19 protein-coding genes and 3 tRNA genes are annotated in these 25312 nt (G+C 38.4%); 4 read left to right on the top strand and 18 right to left on the bottom strand.

The genetic code is table 11. The features are described 5' to 3' along the window. Window positions 1-36: 36 nt before the first annotated feature. Both dnaJ and H6A27_RS01405 read right to left on the bottom strand, forming a co-directional pair. Window positions 37-1218: a molecular chaperone DnaJ gene (dnaJ, locus tag H6A27_RS01410; protein WP_204507410.1), complete on the bottom strand. Its 1182-nt coding sequence runs from the start codon at window positions 1216-1218 to the stop codon at window positions 37-39. A gap of 23 nt (window positions 1219-1241) precedes the next feature. Beyond that, a complete protein-coding gene (locus H6A27_RS01405; RefSeq protein WP_204507409.1) occupies window positions 1242-1853 on the bottom strand; it encodes a nucleotide exchange factor GrpE in 612 nt (203 codons plus the stop codon). A gap of 343 nt (window positions 1854-2196) precedes the next feature. Between H6A27_RS01405 and H6A27_RS01400 the strand changes: the two genes are divergently transcribed. Beyond that, window positions 2197-3816: an ABC-F family ATP-binding cassette domain-containing protein gene (locus H6A27_RS01400; RefSeq protein ID WP_204404987.1), complete on the top strand. Its 1620-nt coding sequence runs from the start codon at window positions 2197-2199 to the stop codon at window positions 3814-3816. On the opposite strand, the gene cdd is transcribed toward H6A27_RS01400, so the two are convergent. The 10 genes from cdd to H6A27_RS01360 form a co-directional block, all read right to left on the bottom strand. After that, complete coding sequence (gene cdd, locus H6A27_RS01395) at window positions 3817-4296, bottom strand: cytidine deaminase (RefSeq protein WP_204507408.1); 480 nt, start codon at window positions 4294-4296, stop codon at window positions 3817-3819. It lies immediately after the preceding gene. A 150-nt stretch (window positions 4297-4446) separates the two neighbouring features. Beyond that, entirely contained in the window at window positions 4447-4665 is a 219-nt protein-coding gene (locus H6A27_RS01390) for a dephospho-CoA kinase (protein ID WP_204507407.1), read from the bottom strand. Between the two features lie 228 nt (window positions 4666-4893). Then, window positions 4894-5025 carry a hypothetical protein gene (locus H6A27_RS15410; RefSeq protein ID WP_262897115.1) on the bottom strand — a complete coding sequence of 44 codons (132 nt, stop codon included), beginning with the start codon at window positions 5023-5025 and terminating at the stop codon, window positions 4894-4896. A gap of 595 nt (window positions 5026-5620) precedes the next feature. After that, on the bottom strand, window positions 5621-7351 hold the full coding sequence (locus tag H6A27_RS01385) for an RNA-binding domain-containing protein (RefSeq protein WP_204507406.1): 1731 nt from the start codon (window positions 7349-7351) through the stop codon (window positions 5621-5623). Window positions 7352-7373: 22 nt separating this feature from the next. Then, window positions 7374-7529, bottom strand: coding sequence for a hypothetical protein (locus H6A27_RS15560; RefSeq protein WP_420867835.1), 156 nt, complete (start codon window positions 7527-7529; stop codon window positions 7374-7376). A 16-nt stretch (window positions 7530-7545) separates the two neighbouring features. Continuing rightward, complete coding sequence (locus tag H6A27_RS01380; RefSeq protein WP_420867834.1) at window positions 7546-7992, bottom strand: DUF1016 N-terminal domain-containing protein; 447 nt, start codon at window positions 7990-7992, stop codon at window positions 7546-7548. A 726-nt stretch (window positions 7993-8718) separates the two neighbouring features. Further along, on the bottom strand, window positions 8719-10539 hold the full coding sequence (locus H6A27_RS01375; protein WP_204507405.1) for a GmrSD restriction endonuclease domain-containing protein: 1821 nt from the start codon (window positions 10537-10539) through the stop codon (window positions 8719-8721). A gap of 60 nt (window positions 10540-10599) precedes the next feature. Beyond that, the gene (locus H6A27_RS01370) at window positions 10600-14685 is read right to left on the bottom strand and encodes an Eco57I restriction-modification methylase domain-containing protein (protein ID WP_204507404.1); all 4086 of its coding nucleotides are present in this window, start codon (window positions 14683-14685) and stop codon (window positions 10600-10602) included. A gap of 6 nt (window positions 14686-14691) precedes the next feature. Continuing rightward, window positions 14692-15693, bottom strand: coding sequence for a restriction endonuclease subunit M (locus H6A27_RS01365; protein ID WP_204507403.1), 1002 nt, complete (start codon window positions 15691-15693; stop codon window positions 14692-14694). Between the two features lie 2 nt (window positions 15694-15695). Next, window positions 15696-15992 carry a hypothetical protein gene (locus H6A27_RS01360; protein WP_239469522.1) on the bottom strand — a complete coding sequence of 99 codons (297 nt, stop codon included), beginning with the start codon at window positions 15990-15992 and terminating at the stop codon, window positions 15696-15698. Between the two features lie 515 nt (window positions 15993-16507). On the opposite strand from H6A27_RS01360, the gene H6A27_RS01355 reads away from it, so the two are divergent. Both H6A27_RS01355 and H6A27_RS01350 read left to right on the top strand, forming a co-directional pair. Beyond that, window positions 16508-17110 carry an HU family DNA-binding protein gene (locus tag H6A27_RS01355; RefSeq protein WP_204507402.1) on the top strand — a complete coding sequence of 201 codons (603 nt, stop codon included), beginning with the start codon at window positions 16508-16510 and terminating at the stop codon, window positions 17108-17110. A gap of 86 nt (window positions 17111-17196) precedes the next feature. Then, complete coding sequence (locus tag H6A27_RS01350) at window positions 17197-18468, top strand: Y-family DNA polymerase (RefSeq protein WP_204507401.1); 1272 nt, start codon at window positions 17197-17199, stop codon at window positions 18466-18468. 10 nt (window positions 18469-18478) lie between these two features. On the opposite strand, the gene H6A27_RS01345 is transcribed toward H6A27_RS01350, so the two are convergent. Beyond that, entirely contained in the window at window positions 18479-18934 is a 456-nt protein-coding gene (locus tag H6A27_RS01345; RefSeq protein WP_204403065.1) for a LexA family protein, read from the bottom strand. Between the two features lie 55 nt (window positions 18935-18989). Here H6A27_RS01345 and H6A27_RS01340 point away from each other — a divergent pair, with 55 nt between their 5' ends. Continuing rightward, window positions 18990-20078, top strand: a complete 1089-nt coding sequence (locus H6A27_RS01340) for an HpaII family restriction endonuclease (RefSeq protein WP_204507400.1) — start codon at window positions 18990-18992, stop codon at window positions 20076-20078. Window positions 20079-20204: 126 nt separating this feature from the next. Here H6A27_RS01340 and H6A27_RS01335 read toward each other — a convergent pair. From H6A27_RS01335 to htpG, 5 genes are all read right to left on the bottom strand, one after another. Continuing rightward, a tRNA-Arg gene (locus H6A27_RS01335) sits at window positions 20205-20278 on the bottom strand. Between the two features lie 28 nt (window positions 20279-20306). Next, window positions 20307-20380 (bottom strand) — tRNA-Arg (locus tag H6A27_RS01330). 30 nt (window positions 20381-20410) lie between these two features. Further along, window positions 20411-20484, bottom strand: a tRNA-Arg gene (locus H6A27_RS01325). A 91-nt stretch (window positions 20485-20575) separates the two neighbouring features. Beyond that, window positions 20576-22888 carry a patatin-like phospholipase family protein gene (locus H6A27_RS01320; RefSeq protein WP_204507399.1) on the bottom strand — a complete coding sequence of 771 codons (2313 nt, stop codon included), beginning with the start codon at window positions 22886-22888 and terminating at the stop codon, window positions 20576-20578. Window positions 22889-23151: 263 nt separating this feature from the next. Next, a complete protein-coding gene (gene htpG / locus H6A27_RS01315; protein ID WP_204507398.1) occupies window positions 23152-25197 on the bottom strand; it encodes a molecular chaperone HtpG in 2046 nt (681 codons plus the stop codon). Window positions 25198-25312 lie beyond the last annotated feature (115 nt).

Raw genomic sequence — 25312 nt, 5'->3', positions numbered from 1 at the left:
TGAAGTGCCGCTCTATTTTTTTGTATAAGAATTGAATTAATCGAAAAGACTTCTGAATTTCTTGAAGATTTTTTCTTTCAGGCTTGTGTTAGGTTTGAAACTTTCAGATTCCTGCCATTTTTCGAGTGCCTGACGTTCTTCCTTTGTAAGGGTCTCAGGAATATAGACACTTACATTTACCAGCAGGTCGCCTGTTCCGGTGCTGTAGCCGTAGCTGTTTATGTTAGGCAGACCTTTACCTCTCAAGCGGAGAACTTTTCCGGGCTGTGTTCCCGGTTCAATTTTTATTTTGGCTTTTCCGTCGATGGTAGGAATTTCCACTGTGCTGCCAAGTGCAGCCTGAGGAACACTAAGAAGCAAGTTGTAGATAAGGTCGCTCTCGTCTCTAATAAGTTCAGGATGCTTTTCTTCCTCTATCTGAACAAGCAGGTCGCCAGCCACGCCGTTGTGTTTTCCGGCATTACCTTTACCGTTGATGGTAACCTGCATGCCTTCAGCTACTCCTGCAGGGATTTTTACTGTAACAACTTCTTCGCCGTAAACTACTCCTTCGCCGTTACATTCCTTACACTTGTTTTTGATTATTTTTCCTTCACCGTTACACTGAGGACATACACTCTGTGTCTGCATCATACCGAAGATGCTCTGCTGTGTACGTGTCACACTACCTGTTCCGTGACATGTTGGACAAGTCTCTGTTCCACTATTGCCTTCAGCGCCTGATCCGTGACAATGTGTACATGTCACGTATTTCTTTACCTTGAATTTCTTCTCTGTACCTTCAGCTATTTCTTTCAGTGTAAGTTTTGCCTTGACACGCAGGTCGGCTCCACGGAACTTACGCTGCCTTGGCTGTGCTCCACCTCCTCCGAAGCCGCCAAAACCTCCAAAACCACCGTGTCCGCCAAATATATCACCGAACATAGAGAATATATCGTCCATAGACATACCCTGTCCGCCGAAACCTCCGTATCCGCCTCCGGCTGCTCCGCCTACACCTGCATGACCGAACTGGTCGTAGCGTGAACGCTTGTCAGGGTTGCTCAGCACCTCGTATGCCTCGGCAGCTTCCTTGAATTTCTCTTCAGCTTCCTTGTCTCCAGGATTTTTGTCAGGGTGATACTGAATCGCTTTTTTGCGGTATGCTTTCTTTATCTCATCTGCTGTGGCTGTCTTTTCTACGCCAAGCACTTCATAGTAATCTCTTTTTGTAGCCATATTAGCGATGTGGTTTTATTGTATTATTGAGCAACTACCACTTTGGCGTGGCGTATAACTTTGTCATTCAGTTTGTAACCAGTCTGTACACAGTCCAAAATCTTGCCTTTCTGTGCTTCCTCCTGAGCAGGAACAAGCGCGATAGCCTCGTGGAAATCAGTATCGAATGCTTCTCCCACAGGATTCATCTTTTCAAGACCTTCCTGACCAAGATTCTTCAGGAACTTCTGATGTATCAGGTCAATACCTTCGTACATAGCCTTTACGTCCTCAGCCTTCTGCATGTTCTGCAAGGCACGTTCCAGGTCGTCCAGTATAGGCAGGATAGCCGAGATAGCCTTCTCGCCACCGTTTTTTATAAGTTCGGCTTTTTCCTTCATTGTACGTTTGCGGTAATTGTCAAATTCAGCCGAAAGACGCAGATATTTGTCTTTATAGTCCTCAAGAGCCTGTTTGGTCTCTTCCAGTTCTTTGGCAGCCTTTTCCTCTTCTGAAAGTTCGGCTTCTTTCTCTTCGCCTGCATTTTCGGCAGAGTTTGTTTCTTCAGCCTGAGTTTCATTTTCCTGCTGCAGGTTTTCAGCTTCCTCGTTCTTCAATATTTCTTCTTCCGGATTTTGATTCTGATTTTTATTCATGTCTTTATGTTGTTATTTTTATTACTAATCTGTGGTTTTGACGCCTGATTTTATGTACGGCTGTTGGCTATACAACAAAAATCGTGCCTGTTATGCTCTGTTGGAGCAAACAGCCGCAAAATTACTAAAAAACTGACATACTGACACAAAAAAACTCATAAAAACCAGTCTCAAAATGCTGATATGCTTTAGTCTGCATTGTAAATTAGCGGGATATTTAGTACCTTTGCACGCAAATTTAGGAGTAACATAATTTAATAGGTATAATTTTTTGTTCAAAGTATTGCCGGCACAAGCGATGGTATTTGAACTTGAAAACTAACGAACTCACAAACTAATAAAAATGATTACAGTTTCTAATGTAGCCGTTCAATTCGGTAAGAGAGTATTGTACAACGATGTGAACATGAAGTTCACCAACGGTAATATTTACGGTGTGATAGGTGCCAACGGTGCAGGTAAGTCAACATTCCTTAAGGTAATTTCGGGTGAACTTGACCCTACAAAGGGTAGCGTTACACTGGGACCGGGCGAACGTCTTTCTGTTCTTAGCCAGGACCACTTCAAGTTCGACGAGCATACTGTACTTGATACAGTTCTTATGGGACACACTGTGCTTTGGGACATCATGAAGCAGCGCGAAGCACTGTACGCCAAAGAAGATTTTACCGATGAAGACGGAATAAAGGCTGCAGAACTCGAAGAAAAATTTGCAGAACTTGAAGGTTGGAACGCAGAAAGCGATGCTGCCATTCTTCTTAGCGGACTTGGTATAAAGGAAGACAAGCACTATACGCTGATGGGCGACCTGAGCGGTAAGGAAAAAGTGCGTGTCATGCTTGCACAGGCATTGTTCGGAAATCCTGACAACCTGCTTCTGGACGAGCCTACCAACGACCTCGACATGGAAACTGTGACATGGCTGGAAGAATATCTTTCAAACTTCGAACATACAGTTCTCGTAGTGAGCCACGACCGTCACTTCCTCGACTCGGTATGTACCCATACAGTGGATATCGACTTCGGTAAGGTTAATCTCTTTGCCGGTAACTATAGTTTCTGGTATGAGTCAAGCCAGCTTGCACTCCGCCAGCAGCAGAACCAGAAGGCCAAGGCTGAGGAAAAACGTAAGGAACTTGAAGAGTTTATCCGCCGTTTCTCTGCCAACGTGGCAAAATCAAAGCAGACTACAAGCCGCAAGAAGATGCTTGAGAAACTTAATGTCGATGAAATCAAGCCTTCATCACGTAAATACCCGGGTATCATCTTTACTATGGACCGCGAGCCGGGTAACCAGATTCTTGAAGTCTCAGGACTTCGTGCCGAGACTGAGGACGGAATTGTTCTTTTCAACGATGTAAACTTCAATGTTGAGAAGGGCGACAAGATTGTATTCCTGAGCCGTGACCCACGTGCCATGACTGCATTCTTCGAAATAATCAACGAACGCCGCAAGCCACAGGCAGGTCATTTCAACTGGGGTGTGACTATCACTACCGCATATCTTCCACTTGACAATACCGATTTCTTCAACTGCGATCTTAATCTTGTTGACTGGTTGAGCCAGTACGGACAGGGCAATGAAGTGGAGATGAAGGGATTCCTCGGACGTATGCTGTTCTCAGGTGAAGAAGTGCTGAAGAAAGTGAACGTACTTTCGGGAGGAGAGAAGATGCGATGCATGATTGCACGTATGCAGTTGAGAAATGCCAACTGTCTTATCCTTGACACTCCTACAAACCACCTTGACCTGGAGTCTATTCAGGCATTCAACAACAATCTGAAGCAATACAAAGGTAACGTGCTGTTTGCATCACACGACCACGAATTCATTCAGACTGTTGCCAACCGTATCATCGAACTTACACCTAACGGTATCATCGACAAGATGATGGAGTACGATGAATACATCACATCAGACCATATCAAGGAAATGCGCGCGCGTATGTACGGCGACAAATAATCATTCCATTGATTCAATACCAAACGACAGGGGGAGCAAATCTTTTGTTCCCCTTGTTTCGTATATACAGGCTGTGCCGTACATCAGCATACGTATTGGGCGGTGGTATCTCTGTTCCGCTTCAAGCATCACCTGTCTGCACGCTCCGCACGGAGTGACAGGCTGTTCAGTGAAACCTTCGCTGTTTGACGCCGCAATGGCAAGTGTGGTTACAGCTTTGTCGGGATATTCAGAACCGGCATGAAACAGGGTGGTGCGTTCCGCGCAAAGTCCGGAAGGGTAGGCGGCATTCTCCTGGTTTGAGCCTGTCACTATCGTACCGTCGTCAAGCATGGCGGCAGCACCCACATTGAAATGCGAGTATGGCGCATAACTTCTCTTAGTAGCCTCCTTGGCTGCCTCTATCAGTCGTTTGTCCGAGTCAGTAAGTTCCTCGAACTGGTATTTTCTAATTATGACTTGTTGTTTCAGTTCTTTCATAGTGTGAAGTTTTTAGGTCTTGTTTAGGTTTCCATCTCCCATCTCACCATTCACCTTATCATATTGAGCTTCCGTAAGGGTACTAATAGTCATTCTTCGCTGAAATAGCAATAATAAGTGAGTTAGTATCCAATACAATGTTTCTCATATTCATTTATATGGAGTACGTTCATGTAGTTGATGGAATTTATCGACTTTTTCCTCATTCAATTCTCCATTCTCCCACAAGCGGTCAATCTCCTTTTGCGCTTGCTTGGCGAAATAGTCAGAAATAGCCTTTTTAAGTTCAGCTAATGTTTCAGGACTGTCCACAAACGACATCATTTCAAGCACTTGCAATTGAGCCGGATTAAAAACTGTCACATTCATATATTTGGATTTATAATCTATATAATGCAAAAGTACAATTTATTTCTTTATTTCCTAATTTTCTTTTAAAAACTTCTCAAACTTCTCAAATGATGTAGCATCAATATCAGAGCTTCTTCATCTTAGCTATATGGCGTTTAATCGTTCTTATGCCTTTCCCTGATTGTGAAGCCAATTCTTCAGTTGTAATTTTAGGATAAGTGGCAACCTGTTCTTCAATCCAGGTATCTAAATCTTCGTCTTGAGGGACATCTTAAGGGACATCTTAGGGACATCTTGAGGGACATTTGCATCCTCTACATAATTTATCTCTATATCAGGATGTTCCTCTATAATGACTTGTTGTTTCAGTTCTTTCATAGTGTGAAGTTTTTAGGTATTGTTTAAATACCATTTAAACACTGATTAAGCAGTATTTAAATGGCGTTTGAAAATGTTTTGCAAAAGGTTTGCAAAGCCTTATTAATTATAGCACTATTCACAATCTTGCTATTCAATCACTGAACAGCTTGTATTTCATTTTTATATTTTCTGTTCTTTATTGTTCGGTTTTCTATTGAACAAAAAATATGAGTAAAAAATATATATGTCAAATATAATATCTTGATATTCAGTGGATATTTGTCCTATTAAACAAATCCTATTGAACAATGGATAATAAAGTGTCTGATAGAATCTCTTAATTATTAGAAGCTATCTGATACTTAGTAAATCATCAGTTATATCATCTTCAAGATCAGAACGCAAAACTTGTACAAAGGTGTTGTCCTCAAGAATATGAATCCATACTGTATCCTTTCCAAATAAAGTCTTGCTGCCTATTATTTCAACACTCTTACCTTTATATTTCATTCTGGTTTAATCTTTAAATCACTACTCTTCCGGAAACGTTTTCCCGTTTGCTATTCCGTTTGCAAATTATGTTTTCTGCAAACGAACCTGCAAACGGAATTGTTTATGATAGCTCTCGTATTCTTCTGTATCTCACGTTGTTAGTTACACTATCCTCCGTTTGCAAAATTTCTCCTTCATTTACTAATTCTGCAAACAAACGGGAAACCTTTGAGCGGTCTTTTTCCTGTAATTTCAGTAACATGCGAGCTTCCGTATTATTTATAGTCTCTATAGAATCCAAATATCTTAAGATTGCCTCCTTTTGTCTAGCCTTTTCCTGTTTTTTTGTGTTGACATATTCAATTTTATCACCCATATTTGCTCGTTTGCTTACATGAAGAATATATGCCAGACCAGATGTTTTGCCTGTAGGTTCTATAAATTCCAAATCATAAAGCTTGTCTAATATTGATTGTAACCTGTAAGGACTTATATTAGGTGATAGAGCAAGGTCTGATACTTTAACTTGTTTATTGTTAATAATCTCGGAGAGAATTAGTAATTCATCAAGCTTCATAGGTTTTCCTACCTGGCTTTCATACAATAAAGACAACTCTATGAGTTTTTCTGAAACAACATCTGCCTTTATCCGGAATATAACAGATGTTTCTGTTTCTTCCGGTTCAGGCAATGATTTGCCTTTTTTTAGTAAATCGGTAAATATTTTATCAAATCCACTTCCGGCTTTTTCCGCCATACCAATCTCTCTTAAAATATCCATTACATTTGGATTACGCGGATTGGTTTTTCGTAAGTAGTTTTCTGTGGTCACACCCTCCGGAAATAATCCCGGACTTTCTATTTCCAGATAACCACCATCGTCATATTTCCTAATCTCAACAATCTGTTGTCTGCTTAGGCTCCTGTGGGCCAGTGCATTTATCAACAATTCACGAATTACTATTTCTGAATAATCTTCAACATATTCGCGAAAAAGTCCAAATACATACTCTTTCTGTCTGATTTCAGCTTTTAGTTGAGCAAAGCATTCTTTTGCTACTTCTATAATATTACCCTTATATTCGTAGGGCTTATATGTTCCATCTTCAAAGTAATGAATATATTTTACTTCATAAAACGGCAATTCTTTCAATGCACTCTGATTCCCTACAAAAAGAATACCTGTTGTTGTAGGCAATGTTGCGTTGCCTATTTCTTTTGTCATACCAAGAGAGTCGAGAAAATCTTCCCTAGTCTTATCCAGATAAGGACTATCAGGGTCTCTTGCTTCTATTAGTCCCAATAAGTTCTGGATACGGGTTTCGTCTATCCATTCACCGGCTATCTGCCATTCTTTTTGATCGTACACTATCAATCCTTTTTCAGACATAATAGTTGCCATTTCGTATGGTTCTATAGGACGATTACCATTGTTACTGCGTATCAAGAACTCCCCACGGCTTGTACGATGTAACTGTGACGAGAAAGGAATTTCCAGAACCAGCAAATCTTTTCCTTTTACCTTTATTTTATGAGGTGTAAGTGTTATAGTAGGTTCTGTGCGGTCTTGTATCTGATGAATAAGTTCATAAACTTTTTCGTCATCATATACGAAATTATCGTTTACTTCCTTTGTTCCATCAACTATACCTATAAACAGGAAGCCCCCCTTGTTATTCGCAAAGGCCACCACATCTCTTGCTGTCTCATCATACTTAGGAGCAAAGTTCTTCATTGATTTGCCAAACAATGTCTTATCCTCAAGTTGTTCCTTGAAATCCATGATATCGCACTCTCCGCGTTCGAGCAAATTATAAAACCATTGAACACTTAACTTTGTATATTTTTTCATATATGAAGTTTTTAGGTATTGTTTAAATAGCGTTTAAAATCTCCTGTTGTTTTTCATTCTTCATAAAGAAATTACAAAACTCTCTGAGCTGTTCCTGCATACGCTCCTGTGGAATGAGGATACGTTTGTATTCAGCAATCATAGTAGGACTCATGCAGCGGTTCATGGCATATTCCACAACTACCCGGTCTGATTCAGGGCAAAATATGATTTGACAATGACGTCATTTTCAGTATGTTGAATATTTGTCCAGACATTGTCTGGACAAATTCTTTATCACTTTCCGTTAATTGTGCAGTTTTTGGCTGCACAATTCCATTGGAAAAGAATTGCTGCACTGTATTTCTGAATGCTTCTGAAGAATATTTATCATAAAACATCACCATATTGTAAATGCTGCTACGACTGTATCCTTTCAAATCGGGACGATGTGAACGGATATATTCGGAAAGCTGTGTAACAACCTTGCTTCCCCATTCTTCACTTTTCAACTTTCCGGAGACATAAGATCCTACACTCCATGCAGTGAGCAACATTTCTTCATTTACTGCTTTCGAAGCGCGGCTACGATGCTGAAGTATTATATCAACGACCTCACCAAACTGATGTTCCTGTGAATGTATAATGTTCTTGCTTTCCATAAACTTCTCCTTTCGTTTGTTCTTAAGTCATTATTCTGACTTCTTCCTGCTGAAATATGGTCTTCTTTATTATATCCCTATGGTTTTTACCATATATTTTCTCATTTTACCTGGCAAATAATGCATTCAAAGATAAGCATTTATTTGGAATGATGTTTTCAGGTTTTAGTTTTTTATATCCTCTGGAAATATAATATTTACATATTGCTGTCGGTTTACGAAATCATTTATAAGAGCTTGTATCATTGGTATTCAAACTTGTATCATTGGCACTTAAGCTTGTATCATTAGCTTCATTAGTAATAAAGATACAATGATACAGTATCAGGTTGAACATTTTAATGGAATTATGGCAAATACTCTGGCTTCCTGCATAAAAGTCATCTACAGAAATAAGCGTTCTTCTATAGCTTGTTAAATACCATTTAAACACTGATTAAGCAGTATTTAAATGGCATTTGAAAATGTTTTGCAAAAGGTTTGCAAAGCCTTATTCATAATTATTCAAATTTTTGATTTTGAAATGAACTCTTATAATTCAATGTTGTGAATGCTGCCAGAACATTTTTGTTATGGTAAAATTATAATGATATTATCAGTAATTCATACTCTATTTCACTTTCACATCTTTCACACCACGCGAAATCATAAGATATAATGATACAATATTTATAATTTATGCTGAATATAAAAAGATTTTAGATTACTTACTTAGTTAATCTCATTTTATATTAGATTCACACCAAATTCTCGGATTGTATCTTCACTATCCCTTCCAGATATTGATTTACCTGTCGCTTGTTCAATTCTATCTAGTAATTGCTTTGCACGATCAATGAAATAGGCTTCAAAATCATCTGTGGATAAATAAGCATAATTAATTTTGTGAGATTCAATTGCTTCCTGAATCTTTGCTTGATTTAATCCTTTATTTGCCATTGTTCCAATATATACACTTGGCGCATGTCCGCCGATTGAACGATTTGATGAAGCATAGATAGGTGTTTTATTAATGATAGAATTCCACTTTATACGCGGCAGATTCTTTTTCTCACAATAAGTTTGTGGAAATATATGGTGAATATCAGCGTCCTCATCTATATATGATGCTATATCCATACGATTACCTGTCATAAAATCAAGTGGGGCATCTTGTAATAGAAGTGCCATTATACCTTTATAGGCTGCACTGTTTCTTGTCTGCATTGTTAATAGACGTGTAGGTTGAATGCTTGAACGATATACCGTCTCAGGCATTTCGCCACCATCTATCCAGCGAAAAAATCCAATAATATCAGTCGCGAAACGTGCTTCATTAGCTCCACCATATAATTCTCCCATTACTCCACACCAATACCAACGTGATAAAAAACTTTGGTTTGTTCCAAGATGGAGCATTTTTTTATTTTCATTGTCATAAGCAAAAATAGCAGCTAATGGTATCAGCTGTGAAGTGTATGGTAAATCCTTTGAACGAAATATGCCTTGATGCACCAAGAAATCTGCAGCATCACAGAATCCTTTAACTAAGGCATCATGATGTTTCAGATAATCCTGAAGTTCCAATTTAAGGATATCCCTTTTTTTACATGTAACAGCCACGCGCTCATCATCACCTGAAGCTACTCTTTTATAATATGATACTAGAAGAGTCATTGCAGCCAGCAAATTAGCTCCTGTAATTTCTTTCAGCAATTCTCCATTTACTTTTTGGGAAAATGTATTACGTATTGATTCCCAATCTTTTCTCAGTTCATGTCCATCAGCAGCAAAGGTTGCAGTAACTAATTCAAAAACGGTTAAAGGTACTCCACCTGTATTGACATTTTCAAAAATTTGACAAACAGCCTCTTTAGGCGTCTCTTTATCAAGTTGTATTACAGGCATATTATATTCTAATATAGGACGAAGAATCTGCTGAGAGAAGTCACGGAATAAATTCCTATAATATTTATCACCGTGATAGTAATCCTCCATATCATAATGCCAATCCTCTGTATCATTGTGTGAAAAAGTAATATTAAGAGGAAACATTAAATTCTCAAATTCTTTTTCCCTTGTAGATAAATCTAAAATTACAGTTCGACCTATATCTGTCGTTAATTGTTTTTTCTCTGAAACAGAAATGATTGCATCCAATCTATCAGCCATAGGATCAAGACATTTGCGTATATCAAGGTAGTAATAACGCTTGATGGTTGCATCACGATTCGTTTCCAATCTGGTATTGGTAGCTTTTTTACTTTTCAAAACTTGATATAAAGTAGTCAACCTTTGCTGTCCATCAAGTACAAGCCATTCTGGAGTAATCTCAGACTTTGACTCCACACCTTCGAATTTGCGATATTTAAACCTGATATTCTCACCTCCATTAGCCAAAAACATTGCGGCTCCCATCGGAAATCCGGATGTTATACTTTCTATGAGTTTACATATTTTTGTATCATCCCATACCCAACTGCGTTGAAAATCGGGTAATTGAGCTTTTCCTTCTTCAACCATTTTAAGAAGGTCGTCAAGCTTTTTATCGTGTGACTCTACTGCCATAAACTATCACTATATGTATTTAACAAATATTATGTGTTCAAGTTGAATGTATTCAAATTGTTATTCCATAGGTTTAACGGTTTCTTCTATAAACTCTATATAGTCTTGTAACTTATATTTCCTATATAACTGCTGATCAATCTCTGGTATTGATAGTGACCAATTTATATCTGAATTAGAAGTAAAATCTTGATTTGGAACAAATTCCCAAACTCTTTTAGAACTTTCTTGAGTTACCTTTCTTATTCCTAACATTGTTCTTGCAAATTTAGTTTTTAGATACTTTAAACAAGCATTAGCTTCACCAAATGTTGCAAAATTACCAACACTCAAAAAAGTGGTGTTATGTCCATATCGTGGTTCACCTATTATTGGTTCGCCTAAAGCCTCTCCAAAAAGTCCACTACCATTTGCTTTAGGAATGAATACTTTATATGAATTAAAATTATCTGGTAATTTAAGGTATTTACTTTTTATCCATTTAGCAATTCTTGTATCATTTTCCCTTCCAACAATTAAAGCATAACTACAATCATCTTCTTTGTTATCGAAAAAAACTTCTGGGAAAAGCGAAAAAAATGTGGTTCCTACATCAAAGCGATGACCTTCACTCTGTCTATTATCTAACTTTGGGTTTTCTGTGTAAAAAATCTCTTTCAACTGATACAAATCACGTGAATATACATTATTACAAAAATTATCAGTTGCAATAGACCATACTAATTCTTTAATTTCACGTAATTCGTCTTGTAATATAAATGTACCTATAGGTTTATATTGAACTAAACTATCCCACATTGTTATAGCTACTCCACCTTTGATATCAACATTATCAAAAACGTCAGAGCTCTTTGTCCAATAATTCACAACTTTATAGTGTTGATCGTTAAGCATTTTTTCATTCCATTTCTTCGGCGTTTTGCCGGCATTAAACAAAAAACGTCCTGGATGAATTATTGTACCTAAATCTCCCAGCTCTCTACCCAAATCTATAAACAAATGGTATAATGGTTCCTTATTGACACCAGCCTGATACGGAGGATTACTTACTACTGCATTAAATTTCATATATTTACTACCATTATTTATATTCCAAAATTTTGTTGACTTTATTGTATTAACAAGTTGTTTCTTCATTTCGTTATTTTTCCCTGACTCTTTTAAACGAAGGGTTTCTACTAACTTTTTATACACACAACAATGCGTATGGACATCACGGTATCCACGTAGTACTCTTTCTGTTATCTTCTTGGCCATTTCAGTCTGACACAGAACAAAAACATTGTCACTTAAGATAGAATCCCAAATGGCAAGTTCTTCCGCTTTTGATTTTGGGTGCTGCTGATTACGTTTCACTCGCCATAAAGTGTAAGTAAGATATAAAGGATAAACGCCTGATTTAGAGTTAATTTCCAATATTTGCGTATCCTCTGCTTTAAATACGCGGCTTGTTATTTCACCTTTTTCATCCCATCTAGGTTCAGAAACAAGAGTACGATAATTCTCATCATAAAAGTTATAGCCACCAATAGTACTACCCAAGTGCATATTAACTACTCGCCACGGGGTAAGTACTGTTTCATGATCAGGATAGTGAAACGTAGAAAGCATCCGTGCTATTTCTTTTACCCTCTCTTCAACAGTTAGTTCATCTGCTTTTTGAGCCATTTTTATAATTTCAGCCGTACACGAAATAAGCAAATCTTCCCTAACAAGGTGTGCAATTTGTTTGAACATAGGCTTCTTAAATCCCTCTGGCATGAAAACATGCCATGATGGCTCATCTATCACATCATCCACCAATTCAGATATTGTTAAATGGCTAGTATCTTCTACTGCACCAAATAACAATAGAGGTAAACGCACAAAAATTTGATCGAGTACATTTTGGGATTTCTTCCTACGGTCAGCTTCTTCTTTAGAATATGACTTTTGTTTGGATGGTAGTACTTCTTTTTTCTTTGTACCTTTCTTTGATTTACTGCTCTTCTCACCAGTAAGTCCGCTATCACTCATTTTCACTCTGCCGTCAGAGGTTGTCTTTACTTTATTCCCATCAAAAACTTTTCCTATTTCAGCTAATAAGGCATGATCACTATCGGTAAAGTCTGCAAAATTTTTGTGCAGCATTCTTCCTTTAAACCCATTACGTATAACATGTTCTTTATAGGCCTTATTTACCTCATCAATAAATGAATGTGCATCATATTCCACTTCTTGACCACCTTTCATGGCAATTACGGGACATAATCGAAGCAAGTTAGCTGTTTTTTCTCCTTTAGTATGATGAGAACCTGATGCATTAGGCTGTTTTTCTACATAATCATCAATTACAGTCAATGTTCTGTCAGGAGCAAAATCAAATGCATAACAGTTTGTTTTTATAGCTCCATTTTTAAAAGGTGTCTGACCACGGAAGATAGTTTGCATATAGTTTCCCGCATCTACATTAAAGCCACCACGTAGCATAAAGACACCGGTCCACTCAGGTACTGATACTCCAGTAGTAAGACGGCCACAAGATAAAGTAATAGTACGAGGCTTTATTTTGATTACAGATTTAACCTTTTGCAAGACATCACTCCCCAATTTCTCAATTTTTTTTGCATCATCTTCATCAAGTCCTTCTATTTTACTTCCTTCGCCAGCTACATTGATTGTTGTAAAATTAAATTCTTTTGACAAACGGTGGTTTTGTATAAGTTTTTCAAGAGCCAGTGCAGCATCAACACCAGGCAGCATCCACAAAGTATGACTCAAAGCATCACGAAAAGCATTTGTACTATATGGATATTTACTGCCAGTACTCTTATCGCAAAGCATATCAAGAAACTTCCTGACGTGAACTTCATGAACAAATTTACCTTTAGAGTTCGGTGTTGGCATTGGTGCTCCATCTATTCTTTCATTTCCAGTCCATACCCTAAAAAACTCAGCAAAATTAAAGAAGTCATCTTCAGTTCTTGTATAAGCATTTGTCTCGAATACATCACCTAGGTCATAAGTATAGATATTGAGTCGTGCTAATCCTTCGTATGGATTAGGCTCATTAGGATGCTGTATTGACCAATTGTCTTTTGCATCCTGTTCCATTACATAATCCCAGGTATAAATTTCGTCTTCCGAGAAATGATACAATATATTAAAAGGAGTTCCGGACAAATACAATAAATAAGGATTACGCTCCTCACAGAATCCTTTTATTACATTTTGACCGAGTGGCGTTTCTGTTCCTTCGTGTGCCTCATCCAGAATAATTAAATCCCAATCCGTCTTAAAGACATCATCATTCTTATTAATACCTTTATCTGCAACAATTTGAGAACCTCGTAAATCTTGCATTGAAGCAAAATAGATATAATGAATGCCTTTTTCTTTGAAATCTTTTTCAAGAGTTTCAAAATTCTTACCTTTAGTATCATTCTCATCACAAAAGGCATACTTATCACCTCCCTTAGAACCATATTGTTGATTTACAAACTTCAAATTGTGATAATCTTCAAACCAACCACTACGAACTGCAGGACGATGAGTAAGAATAAGTACACGACCATATTCTTTACGACGAATAAGTTCAAGGGCACAAAGAGTTTTACCAAAGCGCATTTTGGCATTCCAAAGCATCTGTCTTCCTATTTCATAATGAGAAATTGTAGCATTGATAGCTTTTTCCTGTTCTTCACGAAAACGTATATCTTTTTTAGGCTTTTCAATAACTTGTGGTCCCTCTATTACTTCTTGCTCATTTTTAATAGCAGCAATTGCTTTTATAACTGTAGGAAGATCTACTTTAAACCATTCAGTTGGATTTATCACCTCTGAATCAAATACCTTACGCTTAAATCCGCTATGTATAAGAACATCATGAACATCTGTGTCCATAAATTTAGAACCTTCACCTTTAGAGTTCTCAAACCATGCAAGCTCAGTATACAGCAATGTGAAATCTGCACCGGTTCTCTGTGTTTGCCCTTTGATACACTCTATGGCAGCAACATTCAATTTCTCACAGTTTGGTGTAAGCGAATCACGAACAGATTCCGGTTCATTAATACTCGCTTTACCTATCTTTATAGCATCAGGAATCTCCTTACGACTATAGACGTAAATAAGATTATATTGAGTCGTTTGAATAGAAATTGCCATACTTTCCTATTTCTTGTTATTACTGTTTAACATTTGTACAAAGATTATCTCATTTCCTTGAAGAGGTTCTTGACTTGTCCATTCCTTAATTCTGCAGAACTTCTCTCTGCTAGGTATTAAAAGTGGTAATCCTCCGAGCTGTTCAGTTGGATTATAGCCAGGAATACCATACTTCAATCCATCCATCTGCCAAATATTCCAAGATATAATCTCTGCAACTTTCTTCAAGCATTCTTTATCAGGCAGTTTATCAGTCTGCCATTTAGTTTGATAAAATTCAATAAAGGTAATAAGTAAAGACTCTCTTGCAAGTAATAGATTATCACCTTGCCATTCAAACCCGTATGTTGACTGTAAAGCTTTATACGCTGCTCTTCTCCATATTTTATGAACATTCTTTCGTTGTTTGCTATCCATATATGGAGTAATATTCGGTGTATTAGCATTAACTAGAATAAGTTTACGATCCAATAAACCTATTCGCTTTTCTACAGGAATAAATACACCTGTAGTAGCATCGTAGCGACTGCACAAATAAGGTGCTTCACCACATGCCATTTCTAAACGATTTTCAGAAATATATGTTCTCCAATTTTTGCCAGAAGGGTATGGAGGTAGAGAATCTTTCATCACCCAAGAATGTACTCCATCTACTAATATTTCACGATTAAAAACATCTTCTTCTGTTTCAAACCATGCTTTATCTATAAGGTTATTTTGTGCATTACATATCCAGGAAGGAGTAAACACTTCTGCTTTTTCATTGATGCGCTTTTTTTGCTCCTCTAATGATTTTGATATTCGTGGTTGTACAACCCGGTTATTATCCTCACAAATGAGTTCTGATGTAATTTCATCATAATACGAGTACCCCTTCCCACGATACGAGTAATCATTTGTGGCCCAAATAATATTTTCACCTGTGGTACGATCCTTCAAAAGATTTTCAAGAATCTCATGTCCCCAATCCCTTATTTGTGTTTCGTATATATCAACTCCAAATGTCATAATTATTCATCCAATGCTTTTATAAAAGTCTTACCTTTTTCAGCTAACACATAACTTCCAGTCTTGTGCGAGCTTTGATTCTCAATCAATTTAATATCTTTTGAAATAAGCTGCTTAAGAATTCTATCTATGGTAGGCATTGATATTTTTATTGCGTCATGCAAGTCTTTCCTTTTAGCTATTCCAAGTTCTGAAATCTTCAACAGGATACTTTTTATCTTATCATCATCTAATGAAATAAAATCATCACCAATCAAGACTCTAACACCAAAACCTTCTCTACAAGGAATCTCAATCAAGAAATAACTTTCTCTTCGTTTGTCTCAATCACAGCAGGACAAAAGCCATTTCTTCTTAATACGTTTTGTATGGTTGGAATACCAGTTCCTCTACCTACGGACAACTGAAGTTCTTTGAGAAATAGCCATCTTGATATACTTACTAAGATTTATCCTTTTCTACTTCAATTGCTTTATAATTGAAATAATTTGGTATTTAATGCAAATATATCATAATTCGATGTGATAAGCTAATATTGTTTAATATATTTTGGTGATGTGGTTTAATTAGAAACCGGTAGCCTCCGTTTTATAGACCGAATGCGGACAAATACAGCCTGGGAAAATAATAACATATCCGTAAGTTTGGCTGTTTCGAAAATTTTAAGCATCTTTACCTCCACACGGCCGTGTCGAGTACTCCACACGAACGTGCGCAGCTCTCCACACGAGCGTGTGGAGGTCTCGACACGAGCGTGTGGAGACAGATAAATTACCGCGAATTAAAACTGGCATAAGAAAAAATATTTTGAATTATGGAAATAGAATATGATTTGTACGAGAATCCCGGCAAGGAGGTGGGTGATAGTCCAAGGCTGCATGCCAAGGTGGTGACAAAGAACGTCGTTACAACAAAAAATCTTCGTGAGAATATCACGAGAAAGTGTACCGCTACACCTGCCGATGTAGCAGCTGTGCTGACAGCAATCAGTGACGAGCTGTACGATGCATTGAGCGACGGTTATTCTGTACATATTGACGGGCTGGGATATTTCAGTCTGAGCCTTAGCTGTAATTCCGAAGTTGGTTCAGGGAATATGGATAATGTTGATGTATGGGTCAGGGGAATAAAATTTGTTCCTGAAAAGGTTTTTATTGAGAAATTTGAGACAGCTAACCTGGTAAGGGTAAAAGACGAATCCCGACACTCGGAGAAAATTACGGACGAGGAAGTAATGAAAAGACTGGAAACCTATTTTGCCAAGAACCAATATATGCAGCGTACGGATTTTGAGGAACTTACAGGATTTAATCTGTCAAAATCGTCAAGGTACATAAAACGTCTGGTGGACAGCGGGGTGTTGAAGAATATTGCTTCGAAATTCCATCCGGTTTATGTGTTTGTCAGAAATGAGTAGCTCTATTCGTTGGGCAAATCTGCAGTTCTTATTAATATTTTGTTGCTGAAGGCTTTAAAGTATAAATTAAATTTTATGATGTCGCTATGATAGGTCTCGTGGATTGTAATAATTTTTATGCTTCGTGTGAGAGGGTATTCCGTCCGGATTTGCGGAATACTCCGTGTGTTGTACTGTCTAATAATGACGGTTGTGTTATAGCGCGCAGTAACGAGGCTAAGGCACTTGGCATAAAGATGGGAGCTCCGTTTTATCAGGTTAGACAGTTGATGGAAGATAACGGGGTTGCTGTGTTCAGCAGTAATTATACTTTATATGGAGACATGAGCCGTAGGGTGATGACAATCCTGTCGGGATATACTCCGAAGCTGGATATATATTCCATTGATGAGGCTTTTATGGATTTCTCCGGAATTCCGACAACGGACTTATTGCCTTATGTCAGTGAGATGGTGAGATTTGTCACTAAAGGTACTGGAATACCAATATCGCTTGGTATAGCTTCGACAAAGACTCTTGCAAAGATGGCAAGCAAATTTGCAAAGCGATATAAAGGCTTTCATTCTATATGTATAATTGATACAGACGAAAAGAGGGAGAAAGCCTTAAAACTTTTTGATATCGCTGATGTTTGGGGAATAGGGCGCAGGATTGCAGTCCGTCTGAAAAGTGTTGGGGTTGAGACTGCATGGGATTTCGTACAGAAATCCGAAAGTTGGGTGAGAAAAGAACTTACCGTGACAGGATTGCGCACATGGAAGGAGCTGAAAGGGGAGGATTGTATCAGTATTGACGAATTGCCGAACAAGAAGTCAATCTGTACCAGCCGCAGTTTCGCACGAGAGGGAGTAGGAAATATTGATATTCTTGAAGAAGCTGTGGCAAACTTTGCGGCCCAATGCGTACGTAAATTAAAGGAGAATCGAACTGTGTGTAAGGCTATGACTGTTTTTGCATATACAAGCAGGTTCAGAAATGATTTGCCATCTGACTATATACATCGTGATGTGTTTTTTCAGGTTCCTACAAATGACATTAGGGAGATTGTTTCTGCTGCAGTCAAGGCGTTAAGGGGGTGCTGGAAGGGTAATCAGGTTTATTTATATAAAAAGGCCGGAGTAATTGTTTGGGATACGTGTAGCGACGGTGCCGTGCAGGGTAATCTGTTTGATACTATTGACCGTGGAAAGCAGATGTCATTAGCAAAGGCTATTGATGAAATAAACCGTAAGAATGGTTTTAATACTATACGTGTTGCGGTTCAGGGTTACGGGATGCAGTGGAAATTGAAGAATGAATATGTCTCAAAGCGGTACACAACAAATCTGGATGAGATTATAGACGTTCATTTGGAGTGAATGCTTGCTTTTATTCCCTTTTTCTTCTTGTTCTTACAAGCTGTTTCTTTATATTATAAGTAAGAACTCCCCATATTATGAATTCGTTGTCTTCGGTTACCTTTATTGGAGGATAGTCGTCATTTCCCGGAACGAGCCACAAGTATTGTCCGTTTTCTTCTTTCATTATTTTTTTTAGGGTGAATTCTCCGTCGATGAAGGCCACAACTATGTCTCCGTCAATAGGCTCTATGGCTTTGTCTATCACTAACAGATCGCCATCGGATATGCCGAATCCGGTCATTGAATTGCCCACGGCGCGAGCATAGAATGTCGTTGCCGGATGTGATACCAGCTCTTTGTTCAAGTCAATGGAATCTGTCATGTAGTCCTGTGCCGGGCTGGGAAATCCGGCACGTATGCCTTCTGAAGCAAAAGGCAAATCAAGTTCTGTACTTAAATCCGCTGAATAGAATATTAGTTTCATGGCTGCAAAGTTAAATAAATATCTATATCTTTGTAACGGATTAATAATGATTAATATGGCATTTGAAGCAACAAAAAGAGAATGGGGCGAACTTTACGCATTTTTCAGAATCCTGGCAGACGGTAAAGTCTATGCCGGAACTCCTGAAGCGAAGCGCAATGAGGCGCATGTTATACCGGTGGCAATGGTACAGCGTGAGGAGCACGACGGCACGCGCCAGTATATTGTAGAAAAGGAATCTATAAGGATAAAGGGTGAGAATATTGATAAGCAAATTCCTCGTGAGGATTTTGACACCGTGGCTGAGATAATATTGCAGGCTATAAAGAATACCTCAGGGAATGATGTCACTTCGCCGGATGGAGTAGAAGAATTTCTTGATGAGGTAGCAATATTTGACCTTGAGTCTCAGACGGAGGACCGTACTGACTTTTCTGTAGCATTTTATAGTTTAGAAGCTCCTCTGACAGGATTTTGTGTTCGTTCCAGACTCGGGGGGAGGATGATGCCTTTGCTTGATGGTGGGCGTTCGGCTAATTTTAAGTTCGAACAGACAGGTGTGAAATTTGCTGTCCCTACAATTAATAAAATCAATGCAGAAGGTGAAGAAGACGATGTTACGGGCAGGATGTTGATGATAGAACGTCTGGGAGGCATTCTAAAATATAATGATGTTGCCGATAAGATATTCAGAAGCAATCTTTCAATGATAGATTTGCATGCGGGACGTATGCTGGCTGAAATGGTTCGTATAATGTGGCTTGACGGAATAACAAAGGTCTCCGAGCTTACAGAAGAAATAAAGAAACTCAATCCTCTTAAGATAAAGGATGAATTGATAAACAAGCATGGCTATTATGAGTATAAGGTAAAGGAGCTTCTTCTTGCTCTTGCCGCAGGAATGCGTCCTGCCAAAATGTATAATGGAACAGAGTCTGCGATATCAGGATTTATGTTTGTTACTGCTGAAGGGGAAGTGCTCTGTTATCAGAAAGCATTCAGACAGACTTTTGCTGATTTCTTATATTATAATACTCGTTTTGAGAAAGGTTCTACAGAGAAAGATAAATATGGCTTTCTTGAGCGAGAGAATGGTGTGTATTACTTTAAATTGAATCTGAAAATCGGAATTGTCAAAAGATAATATTTAATGACATGATGGCTTATGAGTAAAAAACTTTCTGCATCGTTGGTTTTATTCATAAGCCATTGTTTTTAGAATCTAATGTACATAAAAAAAGACATCTTGTGGGTAAAGATGTCTTTTCTGTGACCGCGACAGGATTCAAACCTGTAACCGGCTGATCCGTAGTCAGCTACTCTATTCAGTTGAGCTACGCGGCCAAACAATTATTCAATAAGTTAAAATGAGTGACCGCGACAGGATTCAAACCTGTAACCGGCTGATCCGTAGTCAGCTACTCTATTCAGTTGAGCTACGCGGCCAAACAAATTATTCAATAAGTTAAAGTGGAGTGACCGCGACAGGATTCAAACCTGTAACCGGCTGATCCGTAGTCAGCTACTCTATTCAGTTGAGCTACGCGGCCATCTCTTTTTGTTTAACGGGTGCAAAGGTATGGGTATTTTTTTTATTGTGCAAATGTTACAGTGATTTTTTTATGCTTTTGCTAAAAAAAACTATTGCATGAATCTCTCTCCAAAGATTTGCCATCCTAATGATATCCCGGCATTCCAGTTGTTCTTTGGTGAGCTATAATAATTCAAGTATGCACTGATAGAACCGAAAGGTAATCGTACAACTATTGACAAGTCGCTTAAATATTCGAATTTACTGAATATTTTGCCATAAGTAGCCTTGTTAGACTCATTACAGTTTATTGGAAAGAAAGGTAAAAAGCCATATACTCCAAGCCGCGCGTGAATCGTATTATTGAACCGATATATAGGTATAAGTCCTATGCCGGCAAACTGATTTGCCCTGAAAGCTTCGTTATAGGTAATTTTGCTGTGTGTGGTTGGAGAAAATTCTCCGGCCTGCATCATTGTAGCACGATAATTATTGCTGAAATTACGTGACGAATAGTATGTGTGAAGATATGATCCTAATGAAACTTTTTTCCCGAGACGGAAGTATTTTTCAAGTTCGTATGAAATCTGTAGCCATGCCTGGGTATATTTGAACTGTCCCTCGTAAGGGTCTGTTCCCGTTCCTTGTTGGAATTTCTCGGTACCCCAGTATATATTTGCGGCAAGTCTTTCCTTTTTCCCGTTTACGGCATATAGTCTGCTGTCGAGAGTGTTACCTTCAAGGGCAACAGTACCGCCAAGAATGTTGTATTTACTCTTGTCCCTTGTGCTGTTGGTGAAATCAATGACATTTGTCTGGAAGTACTGGTCGTCGAGGGTTGCTGCACCTATTCCAAACTCAGCTTTGTGCTTGCTTAAAAATGGCATGCTTACACAAACTTTTACGAATTTCTCGTCTTTTTTGTTGAATACAGGACTGTTTATTTGATTAAAAAAGTTCTGTGTCTGGCCTTTATAATCGAAAGATGACAATGAGACAATCATTCTGTATGAAGTGGGAATCTCTGTAGGGAGGTCTATTCTGCCAGTCAGTTGGAGGTTGTTGTAGATTTGTCCCAACTGTCCTTCAATGGCAAATTCCTTTGAGTATTTTCCAAGGTTATGGTATGATGCACCCATGTATATTTGGTTGGCTCCGTTTGAACCAACATTACCGCCAATTCTTACTGATAGATCTTCAGCTACTTTTACATCCAGTATCAGAGTGAAAGTGCTGTCGTTGTAATCGTATTGGACATGAGGTAGAATTTCTGAAATCATTTTATCGGACAGCAGTCTGAAATATCCTTTCCTCAGCTCTTCCAGGTTGAATACATCATTTTCTTCGGCGTGGAATCCTCGCATGATGTATTTTTTCTGTTGTTCGTTAGTACCGTTTATTATTATTTTCCTGAAATTCATTTCAGGCATTTCTCTTCTGAAGTCTATACGTTTTTTTTCGAGTATTCTATAGCTTGTTCTTCTGGATATTCTTTGCTTTATGGAATCCATAAGCTGTATAGTCCTGTTATATCCTATGTCGTGGAGTTCATCATATCTGTCGAAGTCCATTAATCCCACATCTGTATATTTGAATGTCATAAGGATGCCCAATGAGTCAGGTATAGAATAGTCTGTCTTCTGCATTACCATATTTTCCAACTGGCTCATGATGTCTCCTTCCTTAGGTTTGCTTGGATTTGAACTTACAACACTACCGATAATAACATCAGGATGAAAGTCATTGATCATGGTAGATACAGGGAAGTTGTCATATATCCCTCCGTCGTATGCCAAAACAGAGTCTATTTCAATAGGCTTGAACATCCCGGGGAAACTCATTGAAGCTCTGACTGCATCTCCGAGGTCGCCTTTGCTCATTATAAGAGGTCTCTTGTTATATACGTCCGATGCAACACATCTGAACGGAATAAGAAGATTGTCGAAATTTCCTCTGCATTTTGCTGTCGCTTGAGCATATAACTCAACAAACGCTATGTTCATGTGCATAGGATCGACAACGCTTGATGGCAGGAAGCGTGTTTTTACTTTTTTTGCCATGTCCAATTTAGAAAGACGTATATTGATAAATTCGGGAGTAGGGGGATTCATCTTGAAGTAGTACATATATTCTTCTTCTATACCTCTTGAAGAGTACCATTTCTTGAAATCCGGCGATTTTAGCAGCTTTTCCATATCGTCGGGCGAATATCCCATGGCATAAAGCGATCCTACTATCGCTCCCATTGATGTACCGGTGATATAGTCTATAGGAATGTTATTCTCTTCCAGTGCACGTATTATCCCTATATGTGTCATACCTTTAGCTCCACCACCGCTAAGTACGAGTCCTACCTTTTGGGCGTAAGCTGGTGTAAACAGTAAAGAAACAAAGATTAATATCAGTGCAAAAGCTTTTTTCATGCTGTCGGGTCAGTAGTAGTTGTGTAAATATACCAGTTTAATGTAACCAAAGATAATCAAAATTTGTGTCCTTATCTAATAATTACTGTTTTTTTCGAATAATATTTTTTCTTTTCTTTATTAGGGGGGGTATCAGTTGATTTAAATTTGTCGAAATGTGTTACATTATATATCTAATAGAGCTTTAGAGATAAATAAAAGGGCAATGCCAGCTATGTAAGCATGACATTGCCCAATATATAAGAATAATATAGATTATCGTATTAAATCAATTCGATACTTCTCTTTACAAAGTTTGTAAGAGCTTCGCCTTTCAGCATTCCGTTTTGCAGAAGAGCCAGGTCGATAAGTTGATGAACAACTTTATTGCCGGCAGCATATTCATTCAGGATATTGTTTTTCTTGTTCTTCTGTTCTTCCAGTTTCTTTTCAACATCTTTCAGCTCGTCTTTCTCTGCTACAGGAATTTCTTCGTCCTTTTTGCCTTCGTGAGCCTTGTGAAGCTCGTTCTCTCTAAGTTTTAGGACTGCAATTTCTGATTCTACAGGAACAAGCTTTTCCGCACAAGCAGTTTCGGCATCATTCAGGACTTGTTTGATAAGCTTATGGTCGCTGTTCAGCACCAGGCTGTACATGTCAGGCATTTCTCCGTAGAAGCTCATTCCCGGCTGGATGTTGGCCATTTCTTTCATACGGCGCATATATTCAGCTTGTGTTATGATAACAGGAGAACCGTTTTCGCCCAATGCCTGTGCTTCTACATGGAATTCAGTCTTCTGAAGTTTTGGTAACTGTCCGCTGAATACAGTAGATAGCAGATTGCGCTTGTCTTCTTTCAGTTCTTCGCCTTTCTGTTCTTCTTTAACAATCAGACGGTCTATTACGTCACTGTCCACACGTGTAAAGCGGCTCTTTTCCAGCTTCTGTTCCAGCATGTTAATCATTGGCACGTCAAGCTGTCCGTCCATCATCAATACATTGTAACCCTTATTTACTGCGGCATCGATGTATGCGTACTGTTCGTCACGGTTATTGGCGTATAGATAAATCAGATTTCCGTCCTTGTCTGTCTGGTTCCCGCTTATAAGAGTCTTATATTCTTCCTGAGTGTAGTATTTGCCTTCAGTGTCTTTGAACAAAGCAAATTTGTCAGCCTTAGAATAGAAGTCTTCCTGAGTAAGCATTCCGTAGTTGATGAAAATCTTCAGGTCATCCCATTTGTTTTCAAATTCCTTACGGTCGTTCTTGAAGATAGACTGAAGTCTGTCTGCCACCTTCTTTGTAATATAAGTGGAAATCTTCTTTACGTTTGAGTCACTCTGAAGGTATGAACGCGATACGTTAAGCGGAATGTCAGGAGAATCGATTACACCGTGAAGCAATGTCAGAAAGTCAGGAACGATTCCTTCGACTGAGTCGGTTACGTAAACCTGATTGCAGTATAACTGAATTTTGTTCTTCTGTAAGTCGATGTTACTCTTTATTTTAGGGAAGTACAGAACACCCGTCAGATTGAACGGATAGTCAACATTCAAGTGTATCCAGAATAATGGCTCATCGGACATAGGGTAGAGGTCCCTATAGAACTTCTTGTAATCCTCGTCCTTAAGTTCGCTTGGTTTCTTAGTCCAGATTGGGCAAGTGTCATTAATGATGTTGTCCTCTTCTGTTTCAACCTGCTTGCCGTCTTTCCATTCTTTCTTTTTGCCAAATGCTACAGGCACAGCCAGGAAGCGACAATATTTGTTCAACAATCCTTTCAGGCGGTTCTCTTCGAGGAATTCCTTGCAGTCATCGTCCACGTAAAGAATGATGTCAGTACCACGGTCTGCCTTTTCTGTCTCTTCAAGAGTGAATTCAGGGCTACCATCGCAAGTCCATTTCACTGCCTGAGCACCTTCCTGATATGATTTTGTTACGATTTCCACTTTCTTTGCTACCATGAAGGCTGAGTAGAAGCCTAAACCAAAGTGACCGATGATGGCGTTAGCATCGTCTTTATATTTGGCAAGGAAGTCATTGGCTCCTGAAAATGCAATTTGATTGATGTATTTGTCTATTTCTTCAGCGGTAAGACCAAGTCCGCGGTCTGAGATAACGATTGTATCGTTTTCTGCTTTTACCTTAATTGTAAGGTCTCCCAATTCTCCTTTGAATTCACCTTTAGAGGCAAGAGTCTTAAGTTTTTGAGTTGCATCAACTGCGTTTGACACAAGTTCGCGTAAGAAAATTTCGTGATCGCTGTATAAGAATTTCTTTATGATGGGGAAAATGTTCTCTGTTGTAACCCCGATATTACCTTTTTGCATATATCTTATTGTTTTTATTAATAAAATCTACATTAATAGTGGAACAAAACCAATCGCAATCCACTGTACAAAATAAATGCCATTATTTGTAAACTGACATAATGTCATATCGGCG

It is taken from the genome of Bacteroides caecigallinarum, assembly GCF_016902295.1.
GTDB lineage: Bacteria > Bacteroidota > Bacteroidia > Bacteroidales > Bacteroidaceae > Phocaeicola > Phocaeicola caecigallinarum_A.
This window is presented reverse-complemented; position numbering and strand designations above follow the sequence as displayed.

Excerpts from the sequence above, each read along its gene's own strand:
- dnaJ (WP_204507410.1), bottom strand. The coding sequence starts at position 1,218 with ATGGCTACAAAAAGAGATTACTATGAAGTGCTTGGCGTAGAAAAGACA.
- H6A27_RS01405 (WP_204507409.1), bottom strand. The coding sequence starts at position 1,853 with ATGAATAAAAATCAGAATCAAAATCCGGAAGAAGAAATATTGAAGAAC.
- H6A27_RS01400 (WP_204404987.1), top strand. The coding sequence starts at position 2,197 with ATGATTACAGTTTCTAATGTAGCCGTTCAATTCGGTAAGAGAGTATTG.
- cdd (WP_204507408.1), bottom strand. The coding sequence starts at position 4,296 with ATGAAAGAACTGAAACAACAAGTCATAATTAGAAAATACCAGTTCGAG.
- H6A27_RS01390 (WP_204507407.1), bottom strand. The coding sequence starts at position 4,665 with ATGAATGTGACAGTTTTTAATCCGGCTCAATTGCAAGTGCTTGAAATG.
- H6A27_RS15410 (WP_262897115.1), bottom strand. The coding sequence starts at position 5,025 with ATGAAAGAACTGAAACAACAAGTCATTATAGAGGAACATCCTGATATA.
- H6A27_RS01385 (WP_204507406.1), bottom strand. The coding sequence starts at position 7,351 with ATGAAAAAATATACAAAGTTAAGTGTTCAATGGTTTTATAATTTGCTC.
- H6A27_RS01380 (WP_420867834.1), bottom strand. The coding sequence starts at position 7,992 with ATGGAAAGCAAGAACATTATACATTCACAGGAACATCAGTTTGGTGAG.
- H6A27_RS01375 (WP_204507405.1), bottom strand. The coding sequence starts at position 10,539 with ATGGCAGTAGAGTCACACGATAAAAAGCTTGACGACCTTCTTAAAATG.
- H6A27_RS01370 (WP_204507404.1), bottom strand. The coding sequence starts at position 14,685 with ATGGCAATTTCTATTCAAACGACTCAATATAATCTTATTTACGTCTAT.
- H6A27_RS01365 (WP_204507403.1), bottom strand. The coding sequence starts at position 15,693 with ATGACATTTGGAGTTGATATATACGAAACACAAATAAGGGATTGGGGA.
- H6A27_RS01355 (WP_204507402.1), top strand. The coding sequence starts at position 16,508 with ATGGAAATAGAATATGATTTGTACGAGAATCCCGGCAAGGAGGTGGGT.
- H6A27_RS01350 (WP_204507401.1), top strand. The coding sequence starts at position 17,197 with ATGATAGGTCTCGTGGATTGTAATAATTTTTATGCTTCGTGTGAGAGG.
- H6A27_RS01345 (WP_204403065.1), bottom strand. The coding sequence starts at position 18,934 with ATGAAACTAATATTCTATTCAGCGGATTTAAGTACAGAACTTGATTTG.
- H6A27_RS01340 (WP_204507400.1), top strand. The coding sequence starts at position 18,990 with ATGGCATTTGAAGCAACAAAAAGAGAATGGGGCGAACTTTACGCATTT.
- H6A27_RS01320 (WP_204507399.1), bottom strand. The coding sequence starts at position 22,888 with ATGAAAAAAGCTTTTGCACTGATATTAATCTTTGTTTCTTTACTGTTT.
- htpG (WP_204507398.1), bottom strand. The coding sequence starts at position 25,197 with ATGCAAAAAGGTAATATCGGGGTTACAACAGAGAACATTTTCCCCATC.